Below are 22,157 nucleotides of genomic sequence, written 5' to 3' on the forward strand. Positions count from 1 at the left end.
GACGTCTCGGGTGACAGGCCCCTACGAGAGGAGCGGCACCATGAAGTACCTGATCCTGGCCTACGGCTCGCAGCGTGACTACGACGCGATGTCGGGGCGGCCGACGAGCGGTGGCCCGACGTGGACGCCGGAGGAATTCGAGGCCATGGGCGCCTACATGGAGAAGCTGAACGGGGACCTGGCGGAATCCGGAGAGCTGGTGGAGACCCGAGGGCTGACGGCGCCGGTGCACGCGCGACGGGTGCACCAGCGGGACGGCGAGATCGTGGTGACGGACGGTCCCTACGCGGAGACGCAGGAGGTGCTGGCGGGCTACTGGGTGGTGGACTGCGACAGCTACGACCGGGCCACGGAGATCGCCCAGCGGCTGATGCACGTGCCGGGGCCGAAGGACGCCTACGGGGACGCGGTGATCGACATCCGGCCGATCGCGGAGAGCCGGCACGAGATGGACCTGTGACGAGCGGCTTCGAGGACCTGCTGCGGGAACTGGCGCCGCAGGTCCTCGCCGCCCTGGTCCGCCGCTACGGCAACTTCGACACGGCCGAGGACGCGGTACAGGAGGCGCTGCTCGCGGCGGCGCAGCAGTGGCCGGCCGGGGGCGTGCCGGACAACCCCAAGGCGTGGTTGATCACGGTGGCGTCGCGCCGGCTCACCGACCTTCTGCGCAGCGAAAGTGCCCGCCAGCGCCGGGAAAGCACGTGGGTCGTGCCGGAGCACTACACGCCGGCGCCGACGGCTGACGACTCGCTGGTGCTGCTTTTCCTGTGCTGCCACCCGAGTCTGTCGCCGCCGTCGCAGATCGCCCTGACGCTACGGGCGGTCGGCGGCCTGACCACGGCGGAGATCGCACGGGCGTTTCTCGTGCCCGAGGCCACGATGACGCGGCGGATCAGCCGGGCCAAGCAAGCCGTGAAGGCCAGCGGCGTGCCGTTCGGGTTGCCGGCCGACGACCGGCTGCCGGTCGTCCTGCACGTGCTGTATCTGATCTTCAACGAGGGGTACGCCAGCACGGCGGGCCCGTCGCTGCACCGGGTCGAGCTGTCGGCGGAGGCGATCCGGCTGACCCGCATGGTGCACCGGCTACGGCCCGACGACGCCGAAGTCGCCGGGCTGCTGGCGTTGATGCTGCTCACCGACGCCCGCCGACCGGCTCGTACGGGCCCGAACGGCGAGCTGGTGCCGATGGCCGAACAGGACCGGAACCTGTGGAATGCCAAGGACATCGCCGAAGGCGTCGGGCTCGTCACGGCGGCGTTGTCACGAGGCGAGCCCGGCCCGTACCAGCTGCAGGCGGCTATCGCGGCTGTGCATGACGAGTCGCCGAGCTATGCGCAAACCGATTGGCCGCAGATCGTCGGCCTGTACGAACTACTGCTGCGTTTCTCCGACAATCCCGTGGTGGCGCTGAACCACGCGGTCGCCGTCGCGATGGTCGACGGTCCGCTCAAGGGCCTGGCGCTACTGGATGATCGGCTCGGCGACGACCACCGCCTGCACTCCGTGCGGGCACATCTGCTGGAGATGTCCGGTGATCACGCGGCGGCGCGGGCGTCCTACCGCGAGGCGGCCCGACGGGCGACGAGCCTGCCCCAGCAGCGCTATCTCAACGCCCGCGCCGACCGGCTCACGGACTGACCCGGTCGCCGGCTTGACCAACGGGCGGTCTGCAGTAAACATTTACTGTATGGACAGCCGGGACGCGTTGCTGCAGGCCGCCGCCGAGGAGTTCGCCCGCAGCGGGCTGAAGGGCACCCGAATCAGGGAGATCGTGCAGCGCTCGGGCGTGAACGAGCGGATGATCTACCACCATTTCGGCAGCAAGGAGGGGCTGTTCCGGGCGGTCGTCGAGCACGAGTTCGGCGGCATGGGCCAGGCCTGGCACGACGTGCTGGCCCGGGCCCGCGAGCTGGAGCCGTACGAGGGGATCCGGCTGGCGTTCGCCACGCTGTTCGACATCGTGCACAGCCGCCCGCTGCTGGTCCCACTGGCCCTGCAGGAGGGCCTCAGCGGCTGGAGTGTGCGCCCGCCGCTGCCGGCCGACGAACTGCCGGCGGAACTGCGTGAGCTGCACGAACGCGGCGTGGCGAAGGGCGTGTTCCGCGCGGACGTGGCGTTCGAGGTGCTGTACGCGACGGCCGTGATGACGCTGATGGGGACGCCGGCCATGGCCGGGCGGATCCCGGCGGTGCTGGCCGACCGCGACATGGGGCGACTGCGCGACCAGATGATCGCGCTGCTGTTGGACGGACTGACAGGGGGAGACCGATGACGGTGCTGGTGGTGGGCGCGGGCCCGACGGGCCTGGCGCTGGGGGTGGACCTGGCCCGGCGGGGCGTGCCGGTGCGGGTGATCGACAAGGCGCCGGAGCACTTCCCCGGCTCACGGGGCAAGGGAATCCAGGACCGGACCCTGGAAGTGTTGGCGGACCTGGGAATTCGGGACGCGGTGCTGGCCGAGGGCCGGCACACGACCATGCGCGTGTACGTCAACCGCGAATTCTCCCACCAGGTCGAGAGCGGCTCGTTGATCACTCCGCAGTGGAAGCTCGAGGAAGCCCTGCGGGACAAGCTCGCCGAGCACGGCGTGAAGGTGGAGCTGAACACCGAACTGCTCGACCTCGACGGCACGACCAGCCGCGGCAAGATCGACGCGGACTACATCGTCGGCTGCGACGGCGGCCGGAGCACGGTCCGCAAGCTGCTGGGCGTCCCGTTCGAGGGCGTGAGCTCCGACGGCAGCCAGGTGATGCTGCTCGGCGACGCCGAGGTCAGCGGCCTGGACGCCGGCTGCGGGCACATGTGGACCGGGCAGGGCCTCTACGCCCTGACGCCGTTCCGCACGGTCCCGCAGTGGCAGGTGCAGATCGTGTCGGCGGCCACCGCGACCATGGAGCCGTCGCTGGAGTCGTTCCAACGGCTGTTCGACGACATGGTGGGGCTGCCCGGCGTGAAGCTGAGCAACCCGACCTGGCTGTCCACCTACCGTGTGAACATCCGCATGGTGCGGAAGTTCCGTGTCGGCAACGTCTTCCTGGCCGGCGACGCGGCGCACGTGCACCCGCCGGCCGGCGGGCTCGGCCTGAACACGGGCATCCAGGACTCCTACAACCTGGGCTGGAAGCTCGCGGCGGTGATCAACGGCGAGGCCGGCGACGCGCTGCTCGACACCTACGAGCTGGAGCGGCGGCCGATCGCGGAGTGGACGCTGGGCACCAGCTCGGAGGGCCTGCGGAAGATCACCGCGGCGATGGCGAACGGCACCGGCGCGATCGAGGCGGCCGCCAGCCCGGAGCACAAGCAGTTGGGCCTCGGCTACCCGGACAGCCCACTGTCCCGCAACCTCGTCGACTGGGACGGCCCGAAGGCCGGCTTCCGCGCGCCGTGGCAGGAGTCGTTGCGACGGCAGGACTTCACCCTGTTGACCTTCGACGACGTGCGGGTGCTCGTCCGGCCGGACGGCTACATCGGCGTGGTCGGCGGCCCGGGCGACGACCTGAGCGTGCCGACCTACCTAATGGATAAGTAACGGCAAGACCGTTTGACAGGGCCGCCCACGCGTGCCACTATCGGTTCAGATTCCGAACCGTCAGGAGGGCGTGATGGGCGGCTTCCACAGCGGTGAGCTGGCCGTGCAGGAGCGGGCCGGCGTGCGGCAGCTGGCGCAGCGGCTGAGCCCGATGCTGGCGCCGCCCGACCTGTCCGGCGGCGCGGGGCGCTTCCTCGCCGGGCGGGACCTGGCCGTGATCACGGCCCGTGGGCAGGACGGCCGGTTGTGGACGTCACCGTTGGTGGCCAGGCCCGGGTTCCTGACCGGCTACAACGCGTCGCTGCACGTGAACGCCGTGCCGCACGAGGGAGATCCGCTGCACGATCTGCCGGCGGGACAGCAGGTCGGCATGGTGGCCATCGACTTCGCCGCCCGTCGGCGGATGCGCGTCAACGGCCACCTGACCCGGGTCGACGGCGGCCTGCACATCGAGGTGGAGCAGGCCTTCGGCAACTGCCCGCAGCACATCAACCCGGCGCACCGCTTCCCCGCCGGGCCGCCGCGGTCGATCACCGACCGGTCGGCGCTGATCGCGCGGGCGGACACGTTCTTCCTCGGTACCATCCACCCGTTCCGTGGCGCGGACGCGTCGCATCGGGGCGGGCCGGCCGGCTTCGTCCACCTCGACGGCGACGACCTGTGGTGGGACGACGTGCCCGGCAACAACATGTTCAACAGCCTCGGCAACATCGCCGCGAACGACGAGGCGGCGCTGCTGTTCCTCGACTTCGAGACCGGTGCCCGGCTGCACCTTTCCGGCCGCGCCCGCATCGAGTGGACGGGCACGGACCGCCGCGTCCGCTTCACCACCGAGGCCCGGGCATAGGGTGAGCGGCGCAGGCCCTCGGACCTGCGCCGCCGTCTTTCCTTTCACCCCATGGACTTCTGGCCGTCGATGGTCTCGCGGATGATGTCGGCGTGGCCGGCGTGCTGGGCGGTCTCGGCGATGACGTGCATCAGCACGCGGCGGATGGACCAGCTGGCGCCCGGCTTGAACCACGGCGCCTCGGGCAGCGGCCAGCTCTTGTCGAGGTCGACGCCGGAGGCCACCAGCTCGTCGGTGCGCCGGGCCGCCTCCTCGTACGCGGCCAGCAGGCCGGCCAGGGTCTCGCCCGGCTCCATCCGGAAGCTGGCGATGTGCCCCTCGATGTCCTGGCCGGAGTGGGCCTCCGGACCGGCGACCGCGAAGTCGTACCACCCGCTCTCGGCCCGGGTCACGTGCTTGATCAGGCCACCGAGGCAGAGCTGGCTGGCGGTCGGCGTGAGCGCGGCCTGCTCGTCGGTGAGGCCCTGCACGGTGTAGCGCAGGAAGTGCCGGTGCTTGTCCAGCGCCTCCAGCAGCTCGGTGTGCTCGCCGGTCAGCGTCTGCTCGGTGGTGGTCATCTCGGGCCCCTCTCGGTGTCTCTTCCCTGTTGAGAACCACGTTAGGAGGCATTGCGGACAGCTTCGGCCCTCAATTCAGAACGAATTTCCGGACGAGTTTCCGGCAGCTCGACAGCGTTGGAGACGTCGCGGATCTCGGCGCGAACCTTCTCCATGATCTTGGCGGTGCCCGGGAGGTAGGGCATCAGCCGCATCATGGTGCGGTTCAGCCACAGCGTGAACCGCGAGCCGGCGACCATGCGCTTGATGTTGCTGGCCTGCTTCTGGTTGACGGTCACGAAGTGCCGCATCCGTTCCTCGTACGCGGCGAAGGCGGCCTCGTGGTCACCGTCGGCGGCGGCCAACTCACAGGCGAGCACGTAGGCGCCGACCAGCGCGAGGCTGGTGCCCTGTCCGGACGCCGGGGACGGCCCGTAGGCGGCGTCGCCGACCAGCGCGACCCGACCGGTCGACCATCGCTCCATCTCCACGACGCTCATGCCGTCGAAGTAGAAGTCGGGCGAGGCCGGCATCGCGGCCAGCAGCTGCGGCGCGATCCAGCCGTGCGGGGCGAAGACCTCGGCAAGCATCTGCTGCTGCCGGGCGGTGTCGCGGCGGTCGTAGGACAGTTCCGGCGATGCGAACAGGAACGCGGCCTTGGCCTGGGAGTCCTGCTTGGTGCTGTAGACGTTGAGGGTGCGGCCCTTCTCCGCCTGGATGGCCTCCCAGCGGTCCAGGTCGAGCATGTTCGGCACGCTGAAGATGGCGACGTAGTGGCCGAGCGAACGGAGGAAGCGCTCCTCCGGCCCGAAGGCGAGGGCGCGGACCGTGGAGTGCAGGCCGTCGGCGCCGACCACCAGGTCGAACCGGCGCGGCAGGGAACGCTCGAAGGTGACGGTCACGCCGGCGGCGTCCTCGGTCAGCGAGGTGATCGAGTCGCCGTAGACGTACTCGACGCCCTCGGTGGCGGCGAGCAGGATGCGGGCCAGGTCGCCACGCAGGATCTCGACGTCGGTGGGCTCGCGGAAGCCGACGGTGTCGGCGTCCATCTCCACCACGGACCTACCCTTGCGGTCGAGGAACGAGCCGCCGCGCATGTCGGTGTGGTGCTGGCGGACCTCGTCGGCGATGCCCATCCGGGTCAGCACCTCCATGGCGCGGCCACGGACGTCGATCTTGTAGCCGCCGGGGCGGGGCTGGGGAGAGCGCTCCACCACGGTGACCGTGTAGCCGTGCTCACGCAGCCAGTAGGCGAGGGCCGGGCCGGCGATGCTGGCGCCGGAGATCAGGATGTTCTTCGTCATGCCGCAGACTCTGCGGCCGGCGGTTCACCACATGCTCACGAAGCGCTCACGGAGTCGGTGAAGGGCCTGCTCCCAGGTCAGCTCGCCGCCGGACAACCCCTCATCGGCAAAGGCCGCCATGGGCAGGTTGTACCTGGTCAGAGCCTCGTCACGGGCCTGCTCGTAGCACTCACGGGCCCGGTCGGCGTCGCCCTCCGCGGTGGCGATGGCGCCCAACCCGCACAGGATCCGGGCCCGGATCTCGGCGGCGATGACCGGCCCCGGCAGGTACTCGGCAAGCGCTCTCTCATGGAGGTCGCGGGCCGTTTCGAGGTCGCCGGCGAGCCGGGCGATCTCCCCGAGCCCCCGGTGCGCGGCGGCCAGTGTCGGCTGTGTGCCGTGCTCCGCCACCCGCTCGTAGATCGCCCGCGCGGTGGCGACGTCGCCGATGCGCAGCAGGTTGTCGGCGCGTCGGCACTGCAGCTCGGCCGCGTCCTCGACGTCGCCGAGCTGGCCGATCACCTCGATCGCTTCGTCGTTGAGCGCCAGGGCCGCGGTCGGATTTCCCTCCAGCGCCTCGATCCCGGCGAGTTGGTCGACCACGTTGGCGATGCCCCACCGGTCGCCGACCTCCCGGAACGACGCGAGCGCCTGCCCGAAGGCCGCCCGCGAGGCGGCGAGCTCGCCGTAGTACAGCGTCCGCAGCCCCTCCGCGGTCTGCACGAACGCGCGTGACCAGGGATCGTCGCCGAACACCTCCATGGTGATCACGTCGGCGGTGCCGATCGCCGCCCACAGCATCACCAGGTACGGCCGGCGCAGCCGGATGCCCGGCTCCTGCATCACGGCCTCGACCCGGTCGATGTGCATGTCGGCGTTGATCCCGCAGAGCGCGTACTCCTCGCCGAGCCCCGGCGGAACGTCCTTGCCCAGCTTGGTCATCAGCTCCGCCGCGAGCGGGATGCCCTCGCTGCGCAGGCCGCGCAGGTAGAGGTACCAGGCGGTGTTCGCGGCCAGCCGGAGAGCGATCTCCACGTCGGCGCCGACCGCCCACCGCAGGGCCGACATCAGGTTGGCGTGCTCCGCGGACAGCTTGGCCAGCCACTCCAGTTGCTCGCCGGTGCGCAGCCGCGGCTCGGCTTCCTCGGCCAGCCGCAGGAAGTACTCGGCATGCCGGCGTCGGGTCGGCTCCTCCTCGTCGCCGAGCTGGTCGGCGCAGAACGCGCGGACCGTCTCCAGCATCCGGTAGCGGCCGGCGTTCACCTCGACCAGCGACTTGTCGACCAGGCCGGCGAGCACGTCGGCGGGCAGGCCGCAGACCTCCTCGGCGGCGGAAAGCCTTGCCCCGCCGGCAAAAACCGACAGCCGCCCGGCCATCGTGCGCTCGTCGGAGCCGAGCAGGTCCCAGCTCCAGGCGACGACCGCGCGCAGCGTCTGGTGCCGGGGCTCGGCCGTCCGGTCCCCGTGCGAGAGCTGCCGGAGCCGCGCCTCCACCTCGTCCAGCTCGAACGACCGCAGCCGGGCCGCCGCGAGTTCGATGCCCAGCGGCAGTCCGTCGACCGCAGCGCAGATCCGGCCGACCGTGCCGGCGTCGAGTTGGTAGCCGGGACGGACGGCACGGGCCCGATCCTCGAACAGCCGGATCGTGTCGGAGGCCGGCAGCGGCGGCAGCGGGCAGAGCGACTCCCCGGTCAGGCCAAGGGCTTCCCGGCTCGTCGCCAGGATCCTCAGGCCGGCGCAGGCGGCCAGCAACTGCCGGGCCAGCCGGGCGGCGCCGCCGATCACGTGCTCGCAGTTGTCGAGGACGAGGAGGATCCGGCGGTCGGTGAGGCCGGAAACCAGTCGTGCCACCGGATCCGGCGCCTCGCCGACGGCGAACAGCCCGGCGTCGCGGAGCCCGAGCGCGCCGATCACGGCTTGCGGAACCTGCGCCGCGTCCCCGAGCTCCGCCAGCTCGACGAAGCACACCTCGGCCACCCGGCGGGCCGACTCGATGGCCAGGCGGGTCTTGCCCGCGCCGCCCGGGCCGATGATCGTCACGAGGCGGGACCGGGACAGGGCCTCGGTGACCTGGCGGATCTCGGCGTCCCGTCCGACGAAGCTGGTCAGCTGCGCGGGCACCGGTCGCACGGGGTTGGCGCCGCGGAGCACGGCCAGGTGCGCGTCGGCCAGCTCCGCCGACGGGTCCGCGCCGAACTCGTCGGCCAGCGTCCGGCGGGCGTCGTCGAAGCTGGCCAGGGCCTCGGCCTGCCGGCCGTCCGCGGCGAGGGCCCGCATCAGCTGGCCGCGCAGGCGTTCCCGGTAGGGGTGTTCCTCGGTCAGCTGCCGCAACTCGGCGATGTCCGGCCGCCCGAGGGCCAGGTCGGTCTCGACGCGGTCCTCGATGGCCGCCAGCCGGAGGTCGTCCAGGCGGACCGTCGGCGCGGCGCCGCGCCACAACTCCAGCGCCTCGGTCAGAGCCTTCCGCGCCTTGGCGTGATCACCGAGCGCGAGCAGTTCTCGTCCCGACGCCGCCAGCCGCTCGAACCGGTGCGCGTCGACCGCGTCGGGATCGATGGTCAGCAGGTAGCCGGCGGGATGGCGGGTGACGCTGCCCGGCGGCAGCAGCGCGCGGATCCGGGACACCTGGGACTGCAACGCGTGCTGAGCGTTGCCCGGCGGCTCCTCGCCGTACACGGCGTCCACGAGCTGCTCCAGCGGCACCGGTCGCCCGACGTTCAACGCCAGCGCCGCCAGCAGGGCACGCGGCCGCGGGCCGCCCAGGCTCACTGGGCTCCCGTCAGTCCCCCACAGCTCGACCGCGCCGAGCACACCGATCCGCACCCGGACATTCTGCCGGGTGCGGACCGGTCGAGCTCACGGATTGACGGACGTGCCCACGGTGTAGCCGTAGGGCAGGGTGGCGATCGTCTGCGCACCGTTGGAAACGCTGGTGTTGCTGAGCACGCTCACCACGCCGCTGACGGCGGCGCCCGGGGCGGCGGTGGGGGTGAGGGTAGCGGTGAACAGGGCGGAGGTGCCGGCGGCCAGGTAGGTCGGCGCGCCGAAGGTGATGTCGTTGGCGGTGGACGTCAGCCGGAAGGTGCGGCCGACGCCGGTGGTGTTGGTGACCCGGAAGTACAGCGTCCGACCGGACTTCACGGTGGTGCCGGCGGCGGGCAGGTTGTAGGCGACGGCGTCGGAACGGTCGTAGCCGACGGTGCCGGTGACCTGCTGCGTGAACTCCTTGCCGCTCACCGTCAGCTTGAGCATCACGTCGATCTCCCACCGGCCGGGCTTGGGATTGACGGTCACGAGCGAGGCGTCGGCGACGGGCTTGTCCGAGCCGATGCCCTGCACGGTGGTGGTCGGCGTGGCGTCGGTGGTGACGACCTTGCCGTCCGGGTCGATCAGGTAGTAGGTGAAACCGTTGTCGGCACTGGCATCGGCGGTGTGGAAGGTGACGTCGAGGTCCTTCTTGCCGGCCGGCACGTCGACGTTGAACGTGCTGATCTGGCCGACCTCGCGGCCGACCGTGCTGGTGATGGTGGTGGCGAACTTGCCGCCGGCGGCCGGGATCAGCGTGCGGCGCTGCACGGGCAACGAGGTGCGGGCACCGTTGCTGGCGACGAACTGCACCGACTCCGGGTGGTCACCGGGCGCGGCGGGCATGCTGACGGTCAGCGGCACATCGACGCCGGCATGCGCCGGAATGGTCACCGGGCCGGTGGCGTCCTTGGTGACGTAGTGCTGGCCGGTGGTACGGAAGGAAATCGTGCCCCGGTAGCTGCCCGGCACGTTCGGCGGGGACTGCAGGTGCGCCCGGCCGTTGGCCCAGAGGATCTTCGCGGTCCACGTGCCCGGGGTCGGCGCGGCCACCTCCACGTGCTGGATGTTCGGCACGGAGCCGAACTTGGCGCTGCCCGACGGCGGAGTGCCGTAGTCGTAGGAGATCTGGCTCAGCCGGCCCTTCGGGTCGACCAGGGTGAACGACAAGATGGTGCCGTTGGTGGGATCCGGGGTGATCATGTCGGCGCTCATCCGGTCCAGCCCGGCCGGCACGGTGAACGTGATCGGCGTGGCGGCCGTCGCACCGTAAGCCGGCACCGGCAGGCTCGGATCGGGAGCGCTGACCGGCTCGGTGACGGTCGAGCCGAACTGCTTGGCGGCGCCGAGTTCCCGGTACTTGCCGGTGACGGTGGTCGGCGTGCTGCTGGCGTTGAAGAGGTTCACGGTCTGCGCGCTGTCGCCGGCATTGGCCGTGATGTCCAATTGCGACGGTGACGGGACCAGGGCCGGGGCCTCCGGCGCGGACGCGGTGCCGCCCGGCGCCTGCTGGGCGGCGCGCACGGCGGCGTACACGTCGAGCAGGCCGGCGCCCTGCTGGTCGGCGGGCGCGCCGACGTCCTTGGCGGTGCCGGTGAGGATCTGCTTGACCAGTGCCGGGGTCGGCTTCACGCCGTTGTGGGAGTCGGCGTACGCCTGGATGACGTCGGCGGCCGCGCCGGCCACCAGCGGGCACGACTCGCTGGTGCCGCCGAAGGCTTCGGTGATCGTGTTGGTCGGGCAGTCCGAGCCAGTCGGGCTGCACGCGGCCATGCCGCCGTAACCGGGCGCGACCAGGTCCACCACGCGGTTGTCGGGCGCGGTGCCGCCGGAGGACAGCGGCGTGATGTCGTTGTTGATCCAGTCGCTGTAGCCGTAGGCCTGGCTGATCATGCGCAGCGTGTTGGTCGCGCCGACGGCGATCACCTGCGGGTCGGTGGCCGGCGAGGAGACCGTGCCGGAAACGCCGCTGTCGCCGGAGGAAACCACCACCGTGACGCCGGCCGCGACGGCGGCGTCGTTGGCCGCGTAGAACACCGAATACCGGCCGGGGCGCGGGATGTAGCCGTACGATTCGGAGATCACGTCGGCGTGCTCGGTCACCACCGCGTGGTCGATGCCGGCCACCACCTCGGACTCGTACCGGACGTCACCCGAGCCGCTGGGCGGCGTGTCGATCAGCAGCGAGTCGACGAGCGACGCGTCCGGGGCGACACCCTTGATCCGGAACGTGCAGCCGGCCGGCAGCCCCGAGTAGGGCAGCTCCTTGCTGAAGTCGTAGGTGACAAGCCCCTGCCCGGCGACGGAAGAGGCGTCGCCGTAGTACTCGCCGTCGCTGTCGTCCTCGCTCGGGTTCGGCGCGTCGACGACCACGTGCGAGCCGTCGGGGCGGATGAAGTTCGGGTTGCCGGCCAACTCGTTCATGCCGTCGATGGCGACCAGGACGCCCTTGCCGGTGGCGATCTTCGATGCCTGCTCGGTGTCGCCGGGCCGGTCGGTCTCGACCTTGTCGACCGCCAGCGCCTCCGGTTCGAGCAGCGGCTTCGCCGGATCGGACGGGCACAGCTCGGAACTCAGCTTGGCCGCCTGCGCCTGCGGCACCCGCGCCGGGCTGTCCACCGGCATCGGCTCGTCCGGCACGATCTCCTGCACGGCCGGGTTGGCACGTAACCGGTTCACCTCGGCGGCGGACAGGTGCGCGGCGACCGCGTTCACGCTGACCAGCTGCGTGATGTCGCTGCCCCCGTTGGCCTTGATGTCCGCTACGACCGACTGTTGGTCGGCCCGAGTGGTCGCGGTCCGTTGCGAGCTCTGCGCCCGCAGCTTGAGATCGCTGTGCTGGTTGCCGAGCACCACGATCACCCGCCCGCCGGCCGCGGCGCCGTCGAGCGCGGGCGCGAGCGGGGCCGGCGCCGCCGATGACGGGCCGTTCCCCAGCAGCGCCAACGCCGCGCTCATGGTCAGAGTGGTCGCCACGGTGAGCAGGCGAGATCTATTCACGGGACACACCTCGGGCAGTCGTCGCCGATGATCGTCACCGGCCAGTCAATCCCTCACGACGGCGGCGGGACAAGCGACGAACGTCCGCCACCGGCCCGACCAAAGGCGGCTGGTTTTGTTGGCGGGCAAGGACTACGGTGACGGTCCCGAGGTGCTCTTTTCGCCCTTGACGGAGCAAAACGGCCGAACCGGCCTGGGGGGCCGGCTCGGCCGTTGGTCAGGTGGCTGCGATCGATTGGTGCGATCCGCTCAGCGGCAAGACGAACGACAACACCCGTCGCGCGATCCGCCCGGCGGCGGAATCCAAGCAGTGTCCCGCGCTGTCAGTGGTCTCGCCGGGTGATCAACCTTGCCAGGGCGGTCAGCTCGGCGGTGGCGCGGGCGACGGGGGCCGCCAGCGTCAGCTCGGCCAACGCCAGATCGAGCTGGTCGGCGGCCTCCCGCTGGGTCCACGACCGTCCACCGGCCAGCTCCACCAGCTCGGCGGCGCGGGAAAGCTCCCTGTCGGACAGTGGGTCCTGCCGGCCGTACAAGGCAGCGAGCTCCTCGGCGGCCGCCTCGCCCGAGGTCAGGGCGGCGACCACGGGCAGGGACTTCTTGCGGCTGACCAGATCCGAGTGCACGGGCTTGCCGGTCACCTGCGGATCTCCCCAGATGCCCAGCAGATCGTCGACCAGCTGGAAGGCCAGCCCCAGGTGCTCGCCGAACACCCGCATGTGCTCGGCCTGGGCGGCGCTGCCGCCGCCGAACAGCGCCCCGACGGCGGTGGAGCAGGCCAGCAGCGCGCCGGTCTTCTCCCCCGCCATGGACAGGCATTCGGACAGGTCCACATCGGACCGTTCCTCGAAGGACACGTCCTCGCACTGGCCCTCGACGAGGTCCTGCACCGCGGCGCTGACCATCCGCATGGCGTCCTGCGACCGCGGGTGTCCGCTGCCGGCGAGCACGTCGAACGCCAGCGTGAGCAGCGCGTCACCGGCCAGGATCGCCGGACTGACCCCGAAAACGGTCCACGCGGTCGGCCGGTGCCGCCGGCTGACGTCCCGGTCCATCACGTCGTCGTGCAGCAGCGAGAAGTTGTGCACCAGCTCCACCGCGACCGCGGCCGGCACGGCGTCCACGACGGACCCGCCGACGGTCTCGGCGCACAGCATGGCCAGCGTCGGCCGGATCGCCTTGCCGGCGTCGCCGGTGCGCGGCGTGCCGTCGGCGTCCCACCAGCCGAAGTGGTAGCCGGCCACCCGGCGCATGGACGTGGGCAGCGTGCCCACCGCCGCGCGCATCGCCGGATCGACCAGGCCACGGCTCCAGGTCAGCACCTCGGCGGCGGAGCGGGGCTGCGAGATCACATCGATGGGAACCACTCCCTGAAGTCACGGGGCGAACATCCGCACCGCGGACGTGCCGAAGCCGGTGGGCAGCGCGAAACCGTGCCCGCCCCTGGCTCGGGCCAGATCGGCCTCCTCGTACCGGACGGTCTTGCGGTGCCAGTTGAGGACCGCGGCCATCCAGTCCTGCAGCTCGCACACGTACGAGTCGACGGCCCGGCGCTGTTCGGCGGTGAAGCCGAACTCCTCGCACAGCGCGGGAATCTCGTGGTCGCGGGTGCGGATGAACTGCTCGACGCGGGCGGTCATCAGGTCGTTGACGATGCCCACCGCCTGGTCCTTCGAGCAGTTGAGGAAGTTCTGCACGACCAGGACCATGTTCAGCAGCTCACCCTCGTACTCGATCTCCTTCTGGTACGAGAAGATGTCGTTGAGGAAGCAGGCCTGGTCCTGGGCGGAGTCCTCCAGGCCGCGCACCTGGCTGGTGGCGAAGAACTCGTCCGGGATCAGGTCGGCGCGAGCGAACCGGGCCAGGCTCATGGTCAGGTCCGAGCCGAAGGTGCCGCGCCGCATCTCGATGTAGTCCACGGGGTCGGGAATCCGGTTCTGCTGGTGGCAGTCCGCCTCCCACACCCACGCGTCCAGCATCGTGGCCACCGCGCGCCGGAACTGCGTCCGGTGGTTGTCCGGCATCGGCAGCGCGGTCCGCACCCACAGGTCGGCCAGCCCGCGTTCCCACGCGTTGGTCGGCGCCGGCATCGTCACGCAGTCCAGCGGCATGAACTCCTTGGTGCGCTCGGCGAACGCCCGCGGGCCGGCCAGGTCCCGGCCGTGGAAGAACAGCTTCGGGAACATGTCGTCCCCGTAGGTGCCCCAGGTCAGCCAGTCCGACGCCAGGTTCAGCTCCTCCTGGGTGCCGTCCGGGTCGATGCCGGCGGCGCAGATCGGCAGGTCGTAGCCGACCATCGCCCGGTCGGTCCACACGCCCTCGCTGGTGTAGCCCATCACCCGGGCCCACTCAAACGCGTGCTGCCGGGCCTTGTCCAGCAACGGGTTCAGCGTGAGCTTGAACGGCATCGTGAAGTCCGGCAACGCGACCGGCCCCACCGCGTGTGGCGTGTGCGTGAACCGCTTGAACCGTCCGGGAATGCCGAACCTCGTGCCGAGCGTGCCCAGCCCGGTGGGGCCGCCGGGCACCCAGCCGGCCTTGTCCGCGTTCTGGTTCATGTACCGGCTGGAGCGCATGTGCCACTCGTGCCCGCCGGACTGCCAGTCCTGCAGGCCGCGGGCGTACACCAGCACGGCCATCCGCTCGTCCGGCCGCAGCCGGTACTGCTCGAACATGATCGGCAGCTCGGTGAACACGGTGTGCTCGAACTGCTGCATGCGCGAGGTGATCAGGTCGTTGGTGGCCTCGGCGGCTTCCTGGGTCGTACAGCCCAGAGCCGTTTCCAGCACCAGGACGAGGTTGGCGTTCTCGCCCTCCTCCTCCACCTCGCGCTGGTAGGAGAAGACGTCGTTGCGCAGGTGCACGCCGTCGGCGAAGGTGTCCCGCAGCACCCGCATCGGCCGGGTGCGGGCGACCGGGTCCGGCACCTCGGCGCCGACCGCGACCTCGACCAGGTTGGCCGACCACGGCGCGCCGCCGACCTTGCGGCGCATCTCGATGTAGTCGATCGGGTTGGCGACCCGCCCCTCGTCGATGTTGATGATCTCCCACATGCACTCGACGAGCAGGTTGAGCGTGCTCTCGATGAAGCGGACCTTCCACTCCTGGGACATCATCGGGATGGTGCGTTCCCACAGGTCCTTCAGCCCGGCCTCGACCGGGTTGGCCGGCTTCGCCGTGATCTCGCCGTGCAGCGGCATGAACGCGCGCAGCCCGTCGAGGTACACCTTGGCGCCCTTGATGTCCTTGGGCTTCTTGTACAGCTCCAGGAAGTGGTCGTCGAAGAAGAAGACCCAGACGTACCAGTCGGTGATCAGGTTGAGGATCTCGGCCGAGCACTCGGGATGGGTGTACGCGCACAGCAGCGCGTAGTCCATGGCCTCCAGCTTGGCCTCGGTCCAGATGATCTCGCCGCCGGCGTAGGCGGGCGTGTCGACCATGTCGAAGTCGCGGGCCCACTTTCGGGTGTGGGCGCGCGCGACCTCCAGGTTCGGGTTCAGCCGTGCAGGGTGAACCATGTAGAACTCGGGCAGTTCGAACGGCTGCGGCATCGTGGACGGACCTCAGTTCCCCAGCTCGACGTCTTCCAGCACGCCGAGTGCGTCCGGCACCAGCACCGCGCACGAGTAGTAGGTGCTGACCAGGTAGGACAGGATGGCCTTGTCGCTGATGCCGGTGAAGCGCACGGACAGGCCCGGCTCGCGCTCGTCCGGAATGCCGGTCTGGTGCAGGCCGATCACGCCGTTGTCGTCCTCCCCGGTGCGCATGGCCAGAATGGACGTGGTGTTGTGCTCGGGGTCGATCGGGATCTTGTCGCACGGGAAGATCGGCACGCCGCGCCAGGACTGCAGCGGCCGGCCGTCGACGATCACCGGCGACGGGTAGAGGCCGCGCGCGTTGAGCTCCCGGCCGAACGCGGCGATCGCCTTGGGGTGGGCCAGGAAGAACTTCGTCTTGCGCCGGCGGGAGACCAGCTCGTCCATGTCGTTCGGGGTGGGCGCGCCGTTGCGGGTGTGCAGCCGCTGGCTGTGGTCGGCGTTGTGCAGCAGGCCGAAGTCCCGGTTGTTGAGCAGGTCGTACTCCTGGCGCTCGCGCAGCGCCTCGATGGTCAGCCGCAGCTGCTCCTGCACCTGGTCGTGCGGGCCGTTGTAGAGGTCGGCGACGCGGGTGTGGATGCGCAGCATCGTCTGCGCGACGCTGAGCTCGTACTCGCGCGGGGACAGGTCGTAGTCGACGAAGGTGCCGGGCAGGTCGACCTCGCCGGCGTGGCCGGCGGACATCTCGATCGCGGCCTCGCCGTGCTTGTTCTGCGACTTGCCGCCGCGCTCGCGGAAACCGTCCACATGGGACCGGAGCGCGGGCGATCCGTCCGCCACTTCGAGGAACGCTCCGCGTGGCAAGGCCAGCACGACGCAGCCGGTGCTGGCGCGCACGGAGAACGGCCAGTCACCCTCGCCGAGCAGCACCTGCTCGCCGAAGTGGTCGCCGTCGGCCAGCGTGCCCAGCGCGGAGTCCTCGCCGTACTTGCCGACGCCGACCTTGTCCACCCGGCCGTGCACGATCAGGAACAGCTCGTCGGCGGCGGCCCCCGCCTGCACGATGGTGTCGCCCGCGGAGTAGCGGCGCTGGGTGAACCGGCCGGCCAAGGCGGTCAGCGCGTCGGCGTCGGTGAAACCGCGCAGCGGGGCCAGTTCGCCGAGCTCGGCGGGAATCACCCGGACGTTGTCGCCCGTGCTGACGAACTCGATGCGGCCGTCGCCGACGCTGTAGGTGAGCCGGCGGTTCACGCGGTAGTTGGCGCCCTTGGCCTCGACCCACGGCAGGTTGCGCAGCAGCCACCGGGGTGTGATGGCCTGCATCTGCGGGACGGACTTGGTCGTCGTGGCCAGCTGCCGCGCGGCCGCTGTGCCAAGACTCAGCTGGGTGGATGCCGGGTCCAGGGTCTCGGTCACGACGAGGTGCTCCAATCACGAACGTGTCGACACAGGGGAAAGACCTTGAGAAGAGCGGCGTCCCGCACGCCGGCGGGGGATCGTCCCCGGCGGCGTGCGGGCGGTGATCACCCGGCCGGCCGCGGGCGGGTGGGCCGGCGGCCGGTGCGGGCACGCGGTCGGCAGGTCAGCTGGCGCCGAGCTGGACGTCCTCGAGGATGCCGAGCGCGTCCGGCACCATCACGGCGCAGGAGTAGTAGACGCTGACCAGGTAGGAGATGATCGCCTTCTCGTTGATGTTCATGAAGCGCACCGACAGGCCCGGCTGGTACTCGTCGGGCAGCCCGGTCTGGTGCAGGCCGACGACGCCCTGGTTGTGCTCGTCGCCGGTGCGCATCAGGATGATCGAGCTGGTGCGCTGCTCCGTGATCGGAATCTTGTTGCAGGGCAGGATCGGGATGCCGCGCCAGGCCGGCACCTGGTGGCCGCCGAAGTCGGTGTTGCCCGGGTAGATGCCGAGCCGGTTGCACTCCTGGCCGAACGCCGCGATCGCCCGCGGGTGGGCGAGGAAGATCGTCGGCTCCTTCCACACCGTGGCCAGCAGGTTGTCCATGTCGTCCGGGGTGGGGGCGCCGGTGCGGGTGTGGATGCGCTGGCTGAAGTCGGCGTTGTGCAGCAGGCCGAAGTCGCGGCTGTTGACCAGCTCGTGCTCCTGGCGCTCGCGCAGGGCCTCGATGGTCAGGCGCAACTGCTGCTCGGTCTGGTTCATCGGCTGGTTGTAGAGGTCGGCGACGCGGGTGTGCACCCGCAGCACGGTCTGCGCGACGCTGAGCTCGTACTCGCGCGGCTCCGCGTCGTAGTCGACGAAGGTGCCGGGCAGCTCGGGCTCGCCGCTGTGCCCGGAGGCGACGCTGATCTCGGCCTCGCCGCTGTCGTCGGCCCGGCCGAGCGCGGCGTTGGCCTGGAACATCACCACCTGCTCGCGCAACTCGGCCGACTGGTCGGTCAGCGCCTGGAAGTCGGCGCGGGTCAGCGAGAGCAGGGTGGCGCTGGTGACCGCCTTGGCGGTGAAGTTCCAGCTGGCGTCGGGGTCGACGAGCGCGTCGGCGCCGAAGTATTCGCCGTCGGCGAGCGTGTCGAGCACGGACTCGTCGCCGTACTTGCCTTCGCCGACCTTGTTCACCTTGCCGTGCGCGATCAGGTAGATCCGGTCGGCGGCGTTGCCGGCCTCGGCGATCACGTCGCCGGGCGCGAACTCGTGCTGGCGGAACCGGCCGGCCAGCGCCTCCAGCACCGCCATCTCGTCGAAGCCGCGCAGCAGCGGGAGTTCGCCCAGCTCGGCGGGGATCACCCGGACGTCGGCGCCGGTGTTGACGAACTCGATCCGGCCGTCGCCGACGGTGTAGCTCAGCCGCCGGTTGACCCGGTAGACGCCGCCGTTGACCTGCACCCAGGGCAGCACCCGCAGCAGCCAGCGGGAGGTGATGCCCTGCATCTGCGGGACGGACTTGGTCGTGGTGGACAGGTTCCGCGCGGCGGCGGTGCCCAGGCTCAGCTGGGACTGCCCTTGCTCAACTCCGGCTCCCGGCTCCAACGTCTCCGTCACGACGGACAACTCCTCACCAGATCGACGTAGAGGAAAAGAGAGGAAAAGAATAGGGGGACCACATTCGCCCCGTTCTCGTTCGCCACCATTCAAGAACGCCGCGCGAGACAATGGCGAATTGACCGCAGGCCGATATGGACGCCGACAGCAGCGAAACTAGCACCGCCGTTCAGCGGACGTACAGTCGCCCGAGCGGGTGACTATTGCGCGGCCACAAGTTTGGTTATTTGTTCACCCAACTCGCCTAGTAACGACCCACCGTCCGTAGCACCGTTCACCGATTTCTCCCGACCATCGGGATGCAATAGGACAGCTGTGTCGGATCGCACCGCCATCCGGGTTCTCTTTTTCGGCGACCCTCGCTCACCATTGCCGGACGGCGGCGCGAGCGGACCCGGGCGATCGGGTCATAGGACGTCCGGCAAACCACTCGAAAGAGACATCGGCCGGCAGCACAGGGCCGACTTTCGGCCATCCGGGTGGCGGGCGGTCACGGCGCGCGAGCCCGGATCGTTGCCACAACGCGAAACAAGACGTGACAGATCACTTACGGAGTGTCACCACATCGCGGGAATTATCTGACCGAAACCCCGCTATCCGTCAACAACCGGAATCGGTGATCCAATCACCGGCAACGCGCCGGCCGCGCCGCATTCGGCCGCCGTTTGACGTCCGACCCGGTGACAAAACAAGACATCGACCGCCAGGCCTGCGCGTCCTTACCACGGCCACTGCCCGGATGTTCGTGACAGTTCGTCAAGTCACCGCGTGACCTCGTTAGCTCTTCGCGGTCACGTACGCGCAGCGGGTAACGTCGGTGCCCCCAGCCTGACGGGAGCACAGCGATGCGCGACGGCGGCGGCACCGGCCGACGGTTGATGCCGCGCGAACAACGGGCCGCGAGCATCGTGGCCGCCGCGGCCCGGGCGTTCGCCCGCGGCGGCTACGCCGGCACCTCGATGGACGACGTCGCCGCCGAGGCCGGCGTCACCAAGATCATCCTGTATCGGCACTACAACACCAAGAAGGACATCTACACCGCGGCGCTGGACGCCACCTGGCAGCGGCTCGTGGACAGCTCCCAGCTCGGCTACGACACCGAGGCCGGACTGCGCGCGCTGCTCGCCGCCGCCCGGCGCGACTCGGCCGGCTTCACCCTGCTGTTCCGGCACGCCGTCCGGGAGCCGGAGTTCGCCCCGTACGCGCAGCAGCTGGTGGCGCAGACCGTGCAGGTGGCCGAGCAGACGCTGGCCGACTCGGTGCGGGACCCGCAGCTGCGGGCCTGGCTGGCCCGGGGCGTGACCGATCTGGTCCTCAACTCGGTGCTGGAGTGGATCACCACCGGGGATCCGGCGCGGGACGACGAGGCCGCCGGCCTGCTGTTTCAGACCGCGGCGGCGGTCATTGTCCACCACAGGTCAAGGGCGGTCCCCCGGCCGGTTGCATGACGATCGGACGGACTTCGCGAAACTGTATACTGACGAGTTGCTCAGGGAGTACTGTCGGGCCTCCACGGTCAAATCTGGGGAGGTGACAATGGCGACTGGCCAATTCCCGGCGGATGACGCCGAGACCGCCGCGAACGTCTTCGCTGGAGAACTCAAGCGTTGGCGGACGCTGCGCGGGCTGTCGAGGACCACACTCGCACGACGGATGGGCTATGACCGCTCATACGTGTCCAAAGTGGAGAGTGGGGCCAAACCGCCGTCCCGGGACTTCGCCTTTCACGCAGAGAAGGCGTTGCACTCGGGAGGCGCGCTGTACAACGCGTATCGGGAGCACAGCAGCTCGGTCGAGCGGTCCAAGGCCGACGGCCAGCTGGTGCGCGCCGCGTCGAGGCCGACGCAGCCGTACGCGGATCTGATCGCCGGCGGCGTGCCGCCGGTCGGGAGGTAGATCGGGTCGACACCGCCGACCGGGAGAAAGTGGCGCGAACCCCCGCCGTGCCGACTAGGTTCCCGAGACGCAGCCAGGCGGGCCACAGCCAGTGGCCCGCCTGGTTTCTTTTTCAGTGCCTTCCCCGCGCGGGGCGAGGCCGCCCACGAGGCCGGCGCCTTCCCTTGCCGCAGTCAAGGAACCGGCCTCGCGCGGCTGATGACGATTCAACCAGTTGCCGGTTCAGGAAAGGTTCATCGGCTGAACGAAGTCAGCGAAGCGATTCGACTGGGGAACACCGACCAGATCTCCGGCGTGTAGAAGTGGCCGCCGGGCAGTTCGTCGACCCGGACCCGGCCGGCGGCCAGCTCGGTCCACCGCTGCGCGTGCCCGGCCGGCGCCTTGCCGTCCTCGGCGCCGTAGACGACCTGCATCGGCGCCTGCACGGTGGTGCCCGGCCGGTACTGGTAGCTGGCGCTCACCGTGAGATCGGCCCGCAGCAGCGAGACGGCCATCTGCACCAGCTCCGGCTCGTCGAGCAGCGCCTGCGGCAGCTGGCCGACGGTGCTCATCCAGTGCACCAGCTCGTCGTCGCTCTGCCCGAGGTGGGGCGGCGTGCCGTCACGCAGCGGCCAGTCCGTCGGCGCCTCGCTGGCCGACACGGTCAGCGCCATCGGCCCGCGGCCCCGCCGCTCCGCGCGGGCGGCGACCTCGAACGCCATGACCGCGCCCATGCTGTGCCCGAACAGCACGTACGGCCTGGTCGCGACGTCCGTGACGACGGCGTCGACCACCTCGTCACACAGCGGGTCCCACTCCGTGGCGTACGGCTCGGTGAACCGGCCCTCCCGCCCCGGGTAGCAGACCAGCACCAGCTCCGTGTCGTCCGGCAGCTGCGTCGCCCAGGGACGGAACGGGGCGGTGCCGCCGCCGCTGTAGCCGATGCACACCAGCACCCGGCTCGCCTGGGGCCGCGGCCGCGGCCGGACCAAGATCTTGGCTCCCGTGCTCACGGCCTCAACCTACCCGGGCCCGTAGCCTGGTCCGGTGCGCCTGCTGCCGCCCCAGGCTCGCCGACCCGTGGTCGGCCTGATCGTGCTGTGTGCCGCCGTGGTCGCCGTGGGGGCGGCGCTCTACCACGGGGAACTGCGTGCCGGCCGGCTCGACGACGCCGTCGACGACCGGCTGTTCACGATCTTCGGCCGATATCGGGTGTTCCTGTACCAGCTGCTGCACGTGGCCGACCTGCAGGTGGTGGCCACGGTGCTCGCCGTCGTGGCCGTGACGGCAGTGCTGCGGGCCCGGCCGGACATCGCGGCGCTGGCGGCGATCGGCCCGCTGGTGGCGATCGGGTTGACGGAGCTGGTGTTGAAACCGTTGGTGCGGCGTAGGTACACCGGCTGGCTGTCCTATCCCAGCGGGCACACCGTCGGCATGCTCTCGACGTGCACGGTGCTCGGCGTGATCCTGCTGGGCGCCGGCGGGCTGACCCTTGCGCTACGCGTGGCAATGGGGGTGCTTCTGTTGGCGGCGTCCGTCATCGTGGTGCTGGCGCTGATCGTGGACGGGTTCCACTACTTCACCGACACCGTCGCCGGCACGGGCCTGGCCGTCGGGATCGTGCTGCTGGTGGCCATGGCCGTGGACACGGTCACTGGGCTGGTCGCGCGCCCGCCGGCACGGGTCTGAGACCACCGAACGGCGGAATTGCCGGAAGTTGCACTTAGGCAGTTCTTTACACCGTCGCCT

At 70.4% G+C, this 22,157-nt stretch carries 17 protein-coding genes; 8 read left to right on the forward strand and 9 right to left on the reverse strand.

What is annotated here, in order from left to right:
- Positions 1-40: 40 nt before the first annotated feature.
- The 5 genes from BJ998_RS15905 (at position 41) to BJ998_RS15925 (ending at position 4,375) form a co-directional block, all read left to right on the forward strand.
- Positions 41-460 carry a YciI family protein gene (locus BJ998_RS15905; RefSeq protein WP_184862470.1) on the forward strand — a complete coding sequence of 140 codons (420 nt, stop codon included), beginning with the start codon at positions 41-43 and terminating at the stop codon, positions 458-460.
- A complete protein-coding gene (locus BJ998_RS15910) occupies positions 457-1,638 on the forward strand; it encodes an RNA polymerase sigma factor (protein ID WP_184862472.1) in 1,182 nt (393 codons plus the stop codon). Before BJ998_RS15905 ends, BJ998_RS15910 begins: the two co-directional genes overlap by 4 nt.
- Positions 1,639-1,687: 49 nt before the next feature.
- A complete protein-coding gene (locus BJ998_RS15915) occupies positions 1,688-2,272 on the forward strand; it encodes a TetR/AcrR family transcriptional regulator (RefSeq protein WP_184862474.1) in 585 nt (194 codons plus the stop codon).
- Positions 2,269-3,528: an FAD-dependent monooxygenase gene (locus BJ998_RS15920; RefSeq protein WP_184862476.1), complete on the forward strand. Its 1,260-nt coding sequence runs from the start codon at positions 2,269-2,271 to the stop codon at positions 3,526-3,528. The genes BJ998_RS15915 and BJ998_RS15920 overlap by 4 nt, the downstream gene beginning before the upstream one ends.
- Positions 3,529-3,601: 73 nt before the next feature.
- Entirely contained in the window at positions 3,602-4,375 is a 774-nt protein-coding gene (locus tag BJ998_RS15925) for a pyridoxamine 5'-phosphate oxidase family protein (protein ID WP_184862478.1), read from the forward strand.
- Between the two features lie 44 nt (positions 4,376-4,419).
- On the opposite strand, the gene BJ998_RS15930 is transcribed toward BJ998_RS15925, so the two are convergent.
- From BJ998_RS15930 to BJ998_RS15965, 8 genes are all read right to left on the reverse strand, one after another.
- Positions 4,420-4,932, reverse strand: coding sequence for a DinB family protein (locus BJ998_RS15930; RefSeq protein WP_184862480.1), 513 nt, complete (start codon positions 4,930-4,932; stop codon positions 4,420-4,422).
- Positions 4,933-4,973: 41 nt separating this feature from the next.
- Positions 4,974-6,215, reverse strand: a complete 1,242-nt coding sequence (locus BJ998_RS15935; protein WP_184862482.1) for an FAD-dependent monooxygenase — start codon at positions 6,213-6,215, stop codon at positions 4,974-4,976.
- A 24-nt stretch (positions 6,216-6,239) separates the two neighbouring features.
- Positions 6,240-9,017 carry an AfsR/SARP family transcriptional regulator gene (locus BJ998_RS15940; RefSeq protein WP_184862485.1) on the reverse strand — a complete coding sequence of 926 codons (2,778 nt, stop codon included), beginning with the start codon at positions 9,015-9,017 and terminating at the stop codon, positions 6,240-6,242.
- Between the two features lie 33 nt (positions 9,018-9,050).
- Positions 9,051-11,999, reverse strand: coding sequence for a S8 family peptidase (locus BJ998_RS15945; RefSeq protein WP_184862487.1), 2,949 nt, complete (start codon positions 11,997-11,999; stop codon positions 9,051-9,053).
- Positions 12,000-12,322: 323 nt separating this feature from the next.
- The gene (locus BJ998_RS15950; RefSeq protein WP_312890136.1) at positions 12,323-13,363 is read right to left on the reverse strand and encodes a family 2 encapsulin nanocompartment cargo protein polyprenyl transferase; all 1,041 of its coding nucleotides are present in this window, start codon (positions 13,361-13,363) and stop codon (positions 12,323-12,325) included.
- Positions 13,364-13,372: 9 nt separating this feature from the next.
- On the reverse strand, positions 13,373-15,547 hold the full coding sequence (locus BJ998_RS15955; protein WP_184862489.1) for a terpene synthase family protein: 2,175 nt from the start codon (positions 15,545-15,547) through the stop codon (positions 13,373-13,375).
- A 12-nt stretch (positions 15,548-15,559) separates the two neighbouring features.
- Positions 15,560-16,948 (reverse strand): family 2B encapsulin nanocompartment shell protein, encoded by a 1,389-nt coding sequence (locus BJ998_RS15960; RefSeq protein WP_312890137.1) that lies wholly within the window; start codon positions 16,946-16,948, stop codon positions 15,560-15,562.
- A 166-nt stretch (positions 16,949-17,114) separates the two neighbouring features.
- A complete protein-coding gene (locus BJ998_RS15965; RefSeq protein WP_312890138.1) occupies positions 17,115-18,533 on the reverse strand; it encodes a family 2B encapsulin nanocompartment shell protein in 1,419 nt (472 codons plus the stop codon).
- An 845-nt stretch (positions 18,534-19,378) separates the two neighbouring features.
- On the opposite strand from BJ998_RS15965, the gene BJ998_RS15970 reads away from it, so the two are divergent.
- Together BJ998_RS15970 and BJ998_RS15975 are read left to right on the forward strand one after the other, a co-directional pair.
- Complete coding sequence (locus BJ998_RS15970; RefSeq protein WP_184862491.1) at positions 19,379-19,981, forward strand: TetR/AcrR family transcriptional regulator; 603 nt, start codon at positions 19,379-19,381, stop codon at positions 19,979-19,981.
- An 88-nt stretch (positions 19,982-20,069) separates the two neighbouring features.
- Positions 20,070-20,429 carry a helix-turn-helix domain-containing protein gene (locus BJ998_RS15975; protein WP_184862493.1) on the forward strand — a complete coding sequence of 120 codons (360 nt, stop codon included), beginning with the start codon at positions 20,070-20,072 and terminating at the stop codon, positions 20,427-20,429.
- A gap of 233 nt (positions 20,430-20,662) precedes the next feature.
- On the opposite strand, the gene BJ998_RS15980 is transcribed toward BJ998_RS15975, so the two are convergent.
- On the reverse strand, positions 20,663-21,421 hold the full coding sequence (locus BJ998_RS15980) for a thioesterase II family protein (RefSeq protein ID WP_184862495.1): 759 nt from the start codon (positions 21,419-21,421) through the stop codon (positions 20,663-20,665).
- A 34-nt stretch (positions 21,422-21,455) separates the two neighbouring features.
- Between BJ998_RS15980 and BJ998_RS15985 the strand changes: the two genes are divergently transcribed.
- Positions 21,456-22,097: a phosphatase PAP2 family protein gene (locus BJ998_RS15985; RefSeq protein ID WP_184862497.1), complete on the forward strand. Its 642-nt coding sequence runs from the start codon at positions 21,456-21,458 to the stop codon at positions 22,095-22,097.
- Positions 22,098-22,157 lie beyond the last annotated feature (60 nt).

This window comes from Kutzneria kofuensis (assembly GCF_014203355.1).
Taxonomy (GTDB): domain Bacteria; phylum Actinomycetota; class Actinomycetes; order Mycobacteriales; family Pseudonocardiaceae; genus Kutzneria; species Kutzneria kofuensis.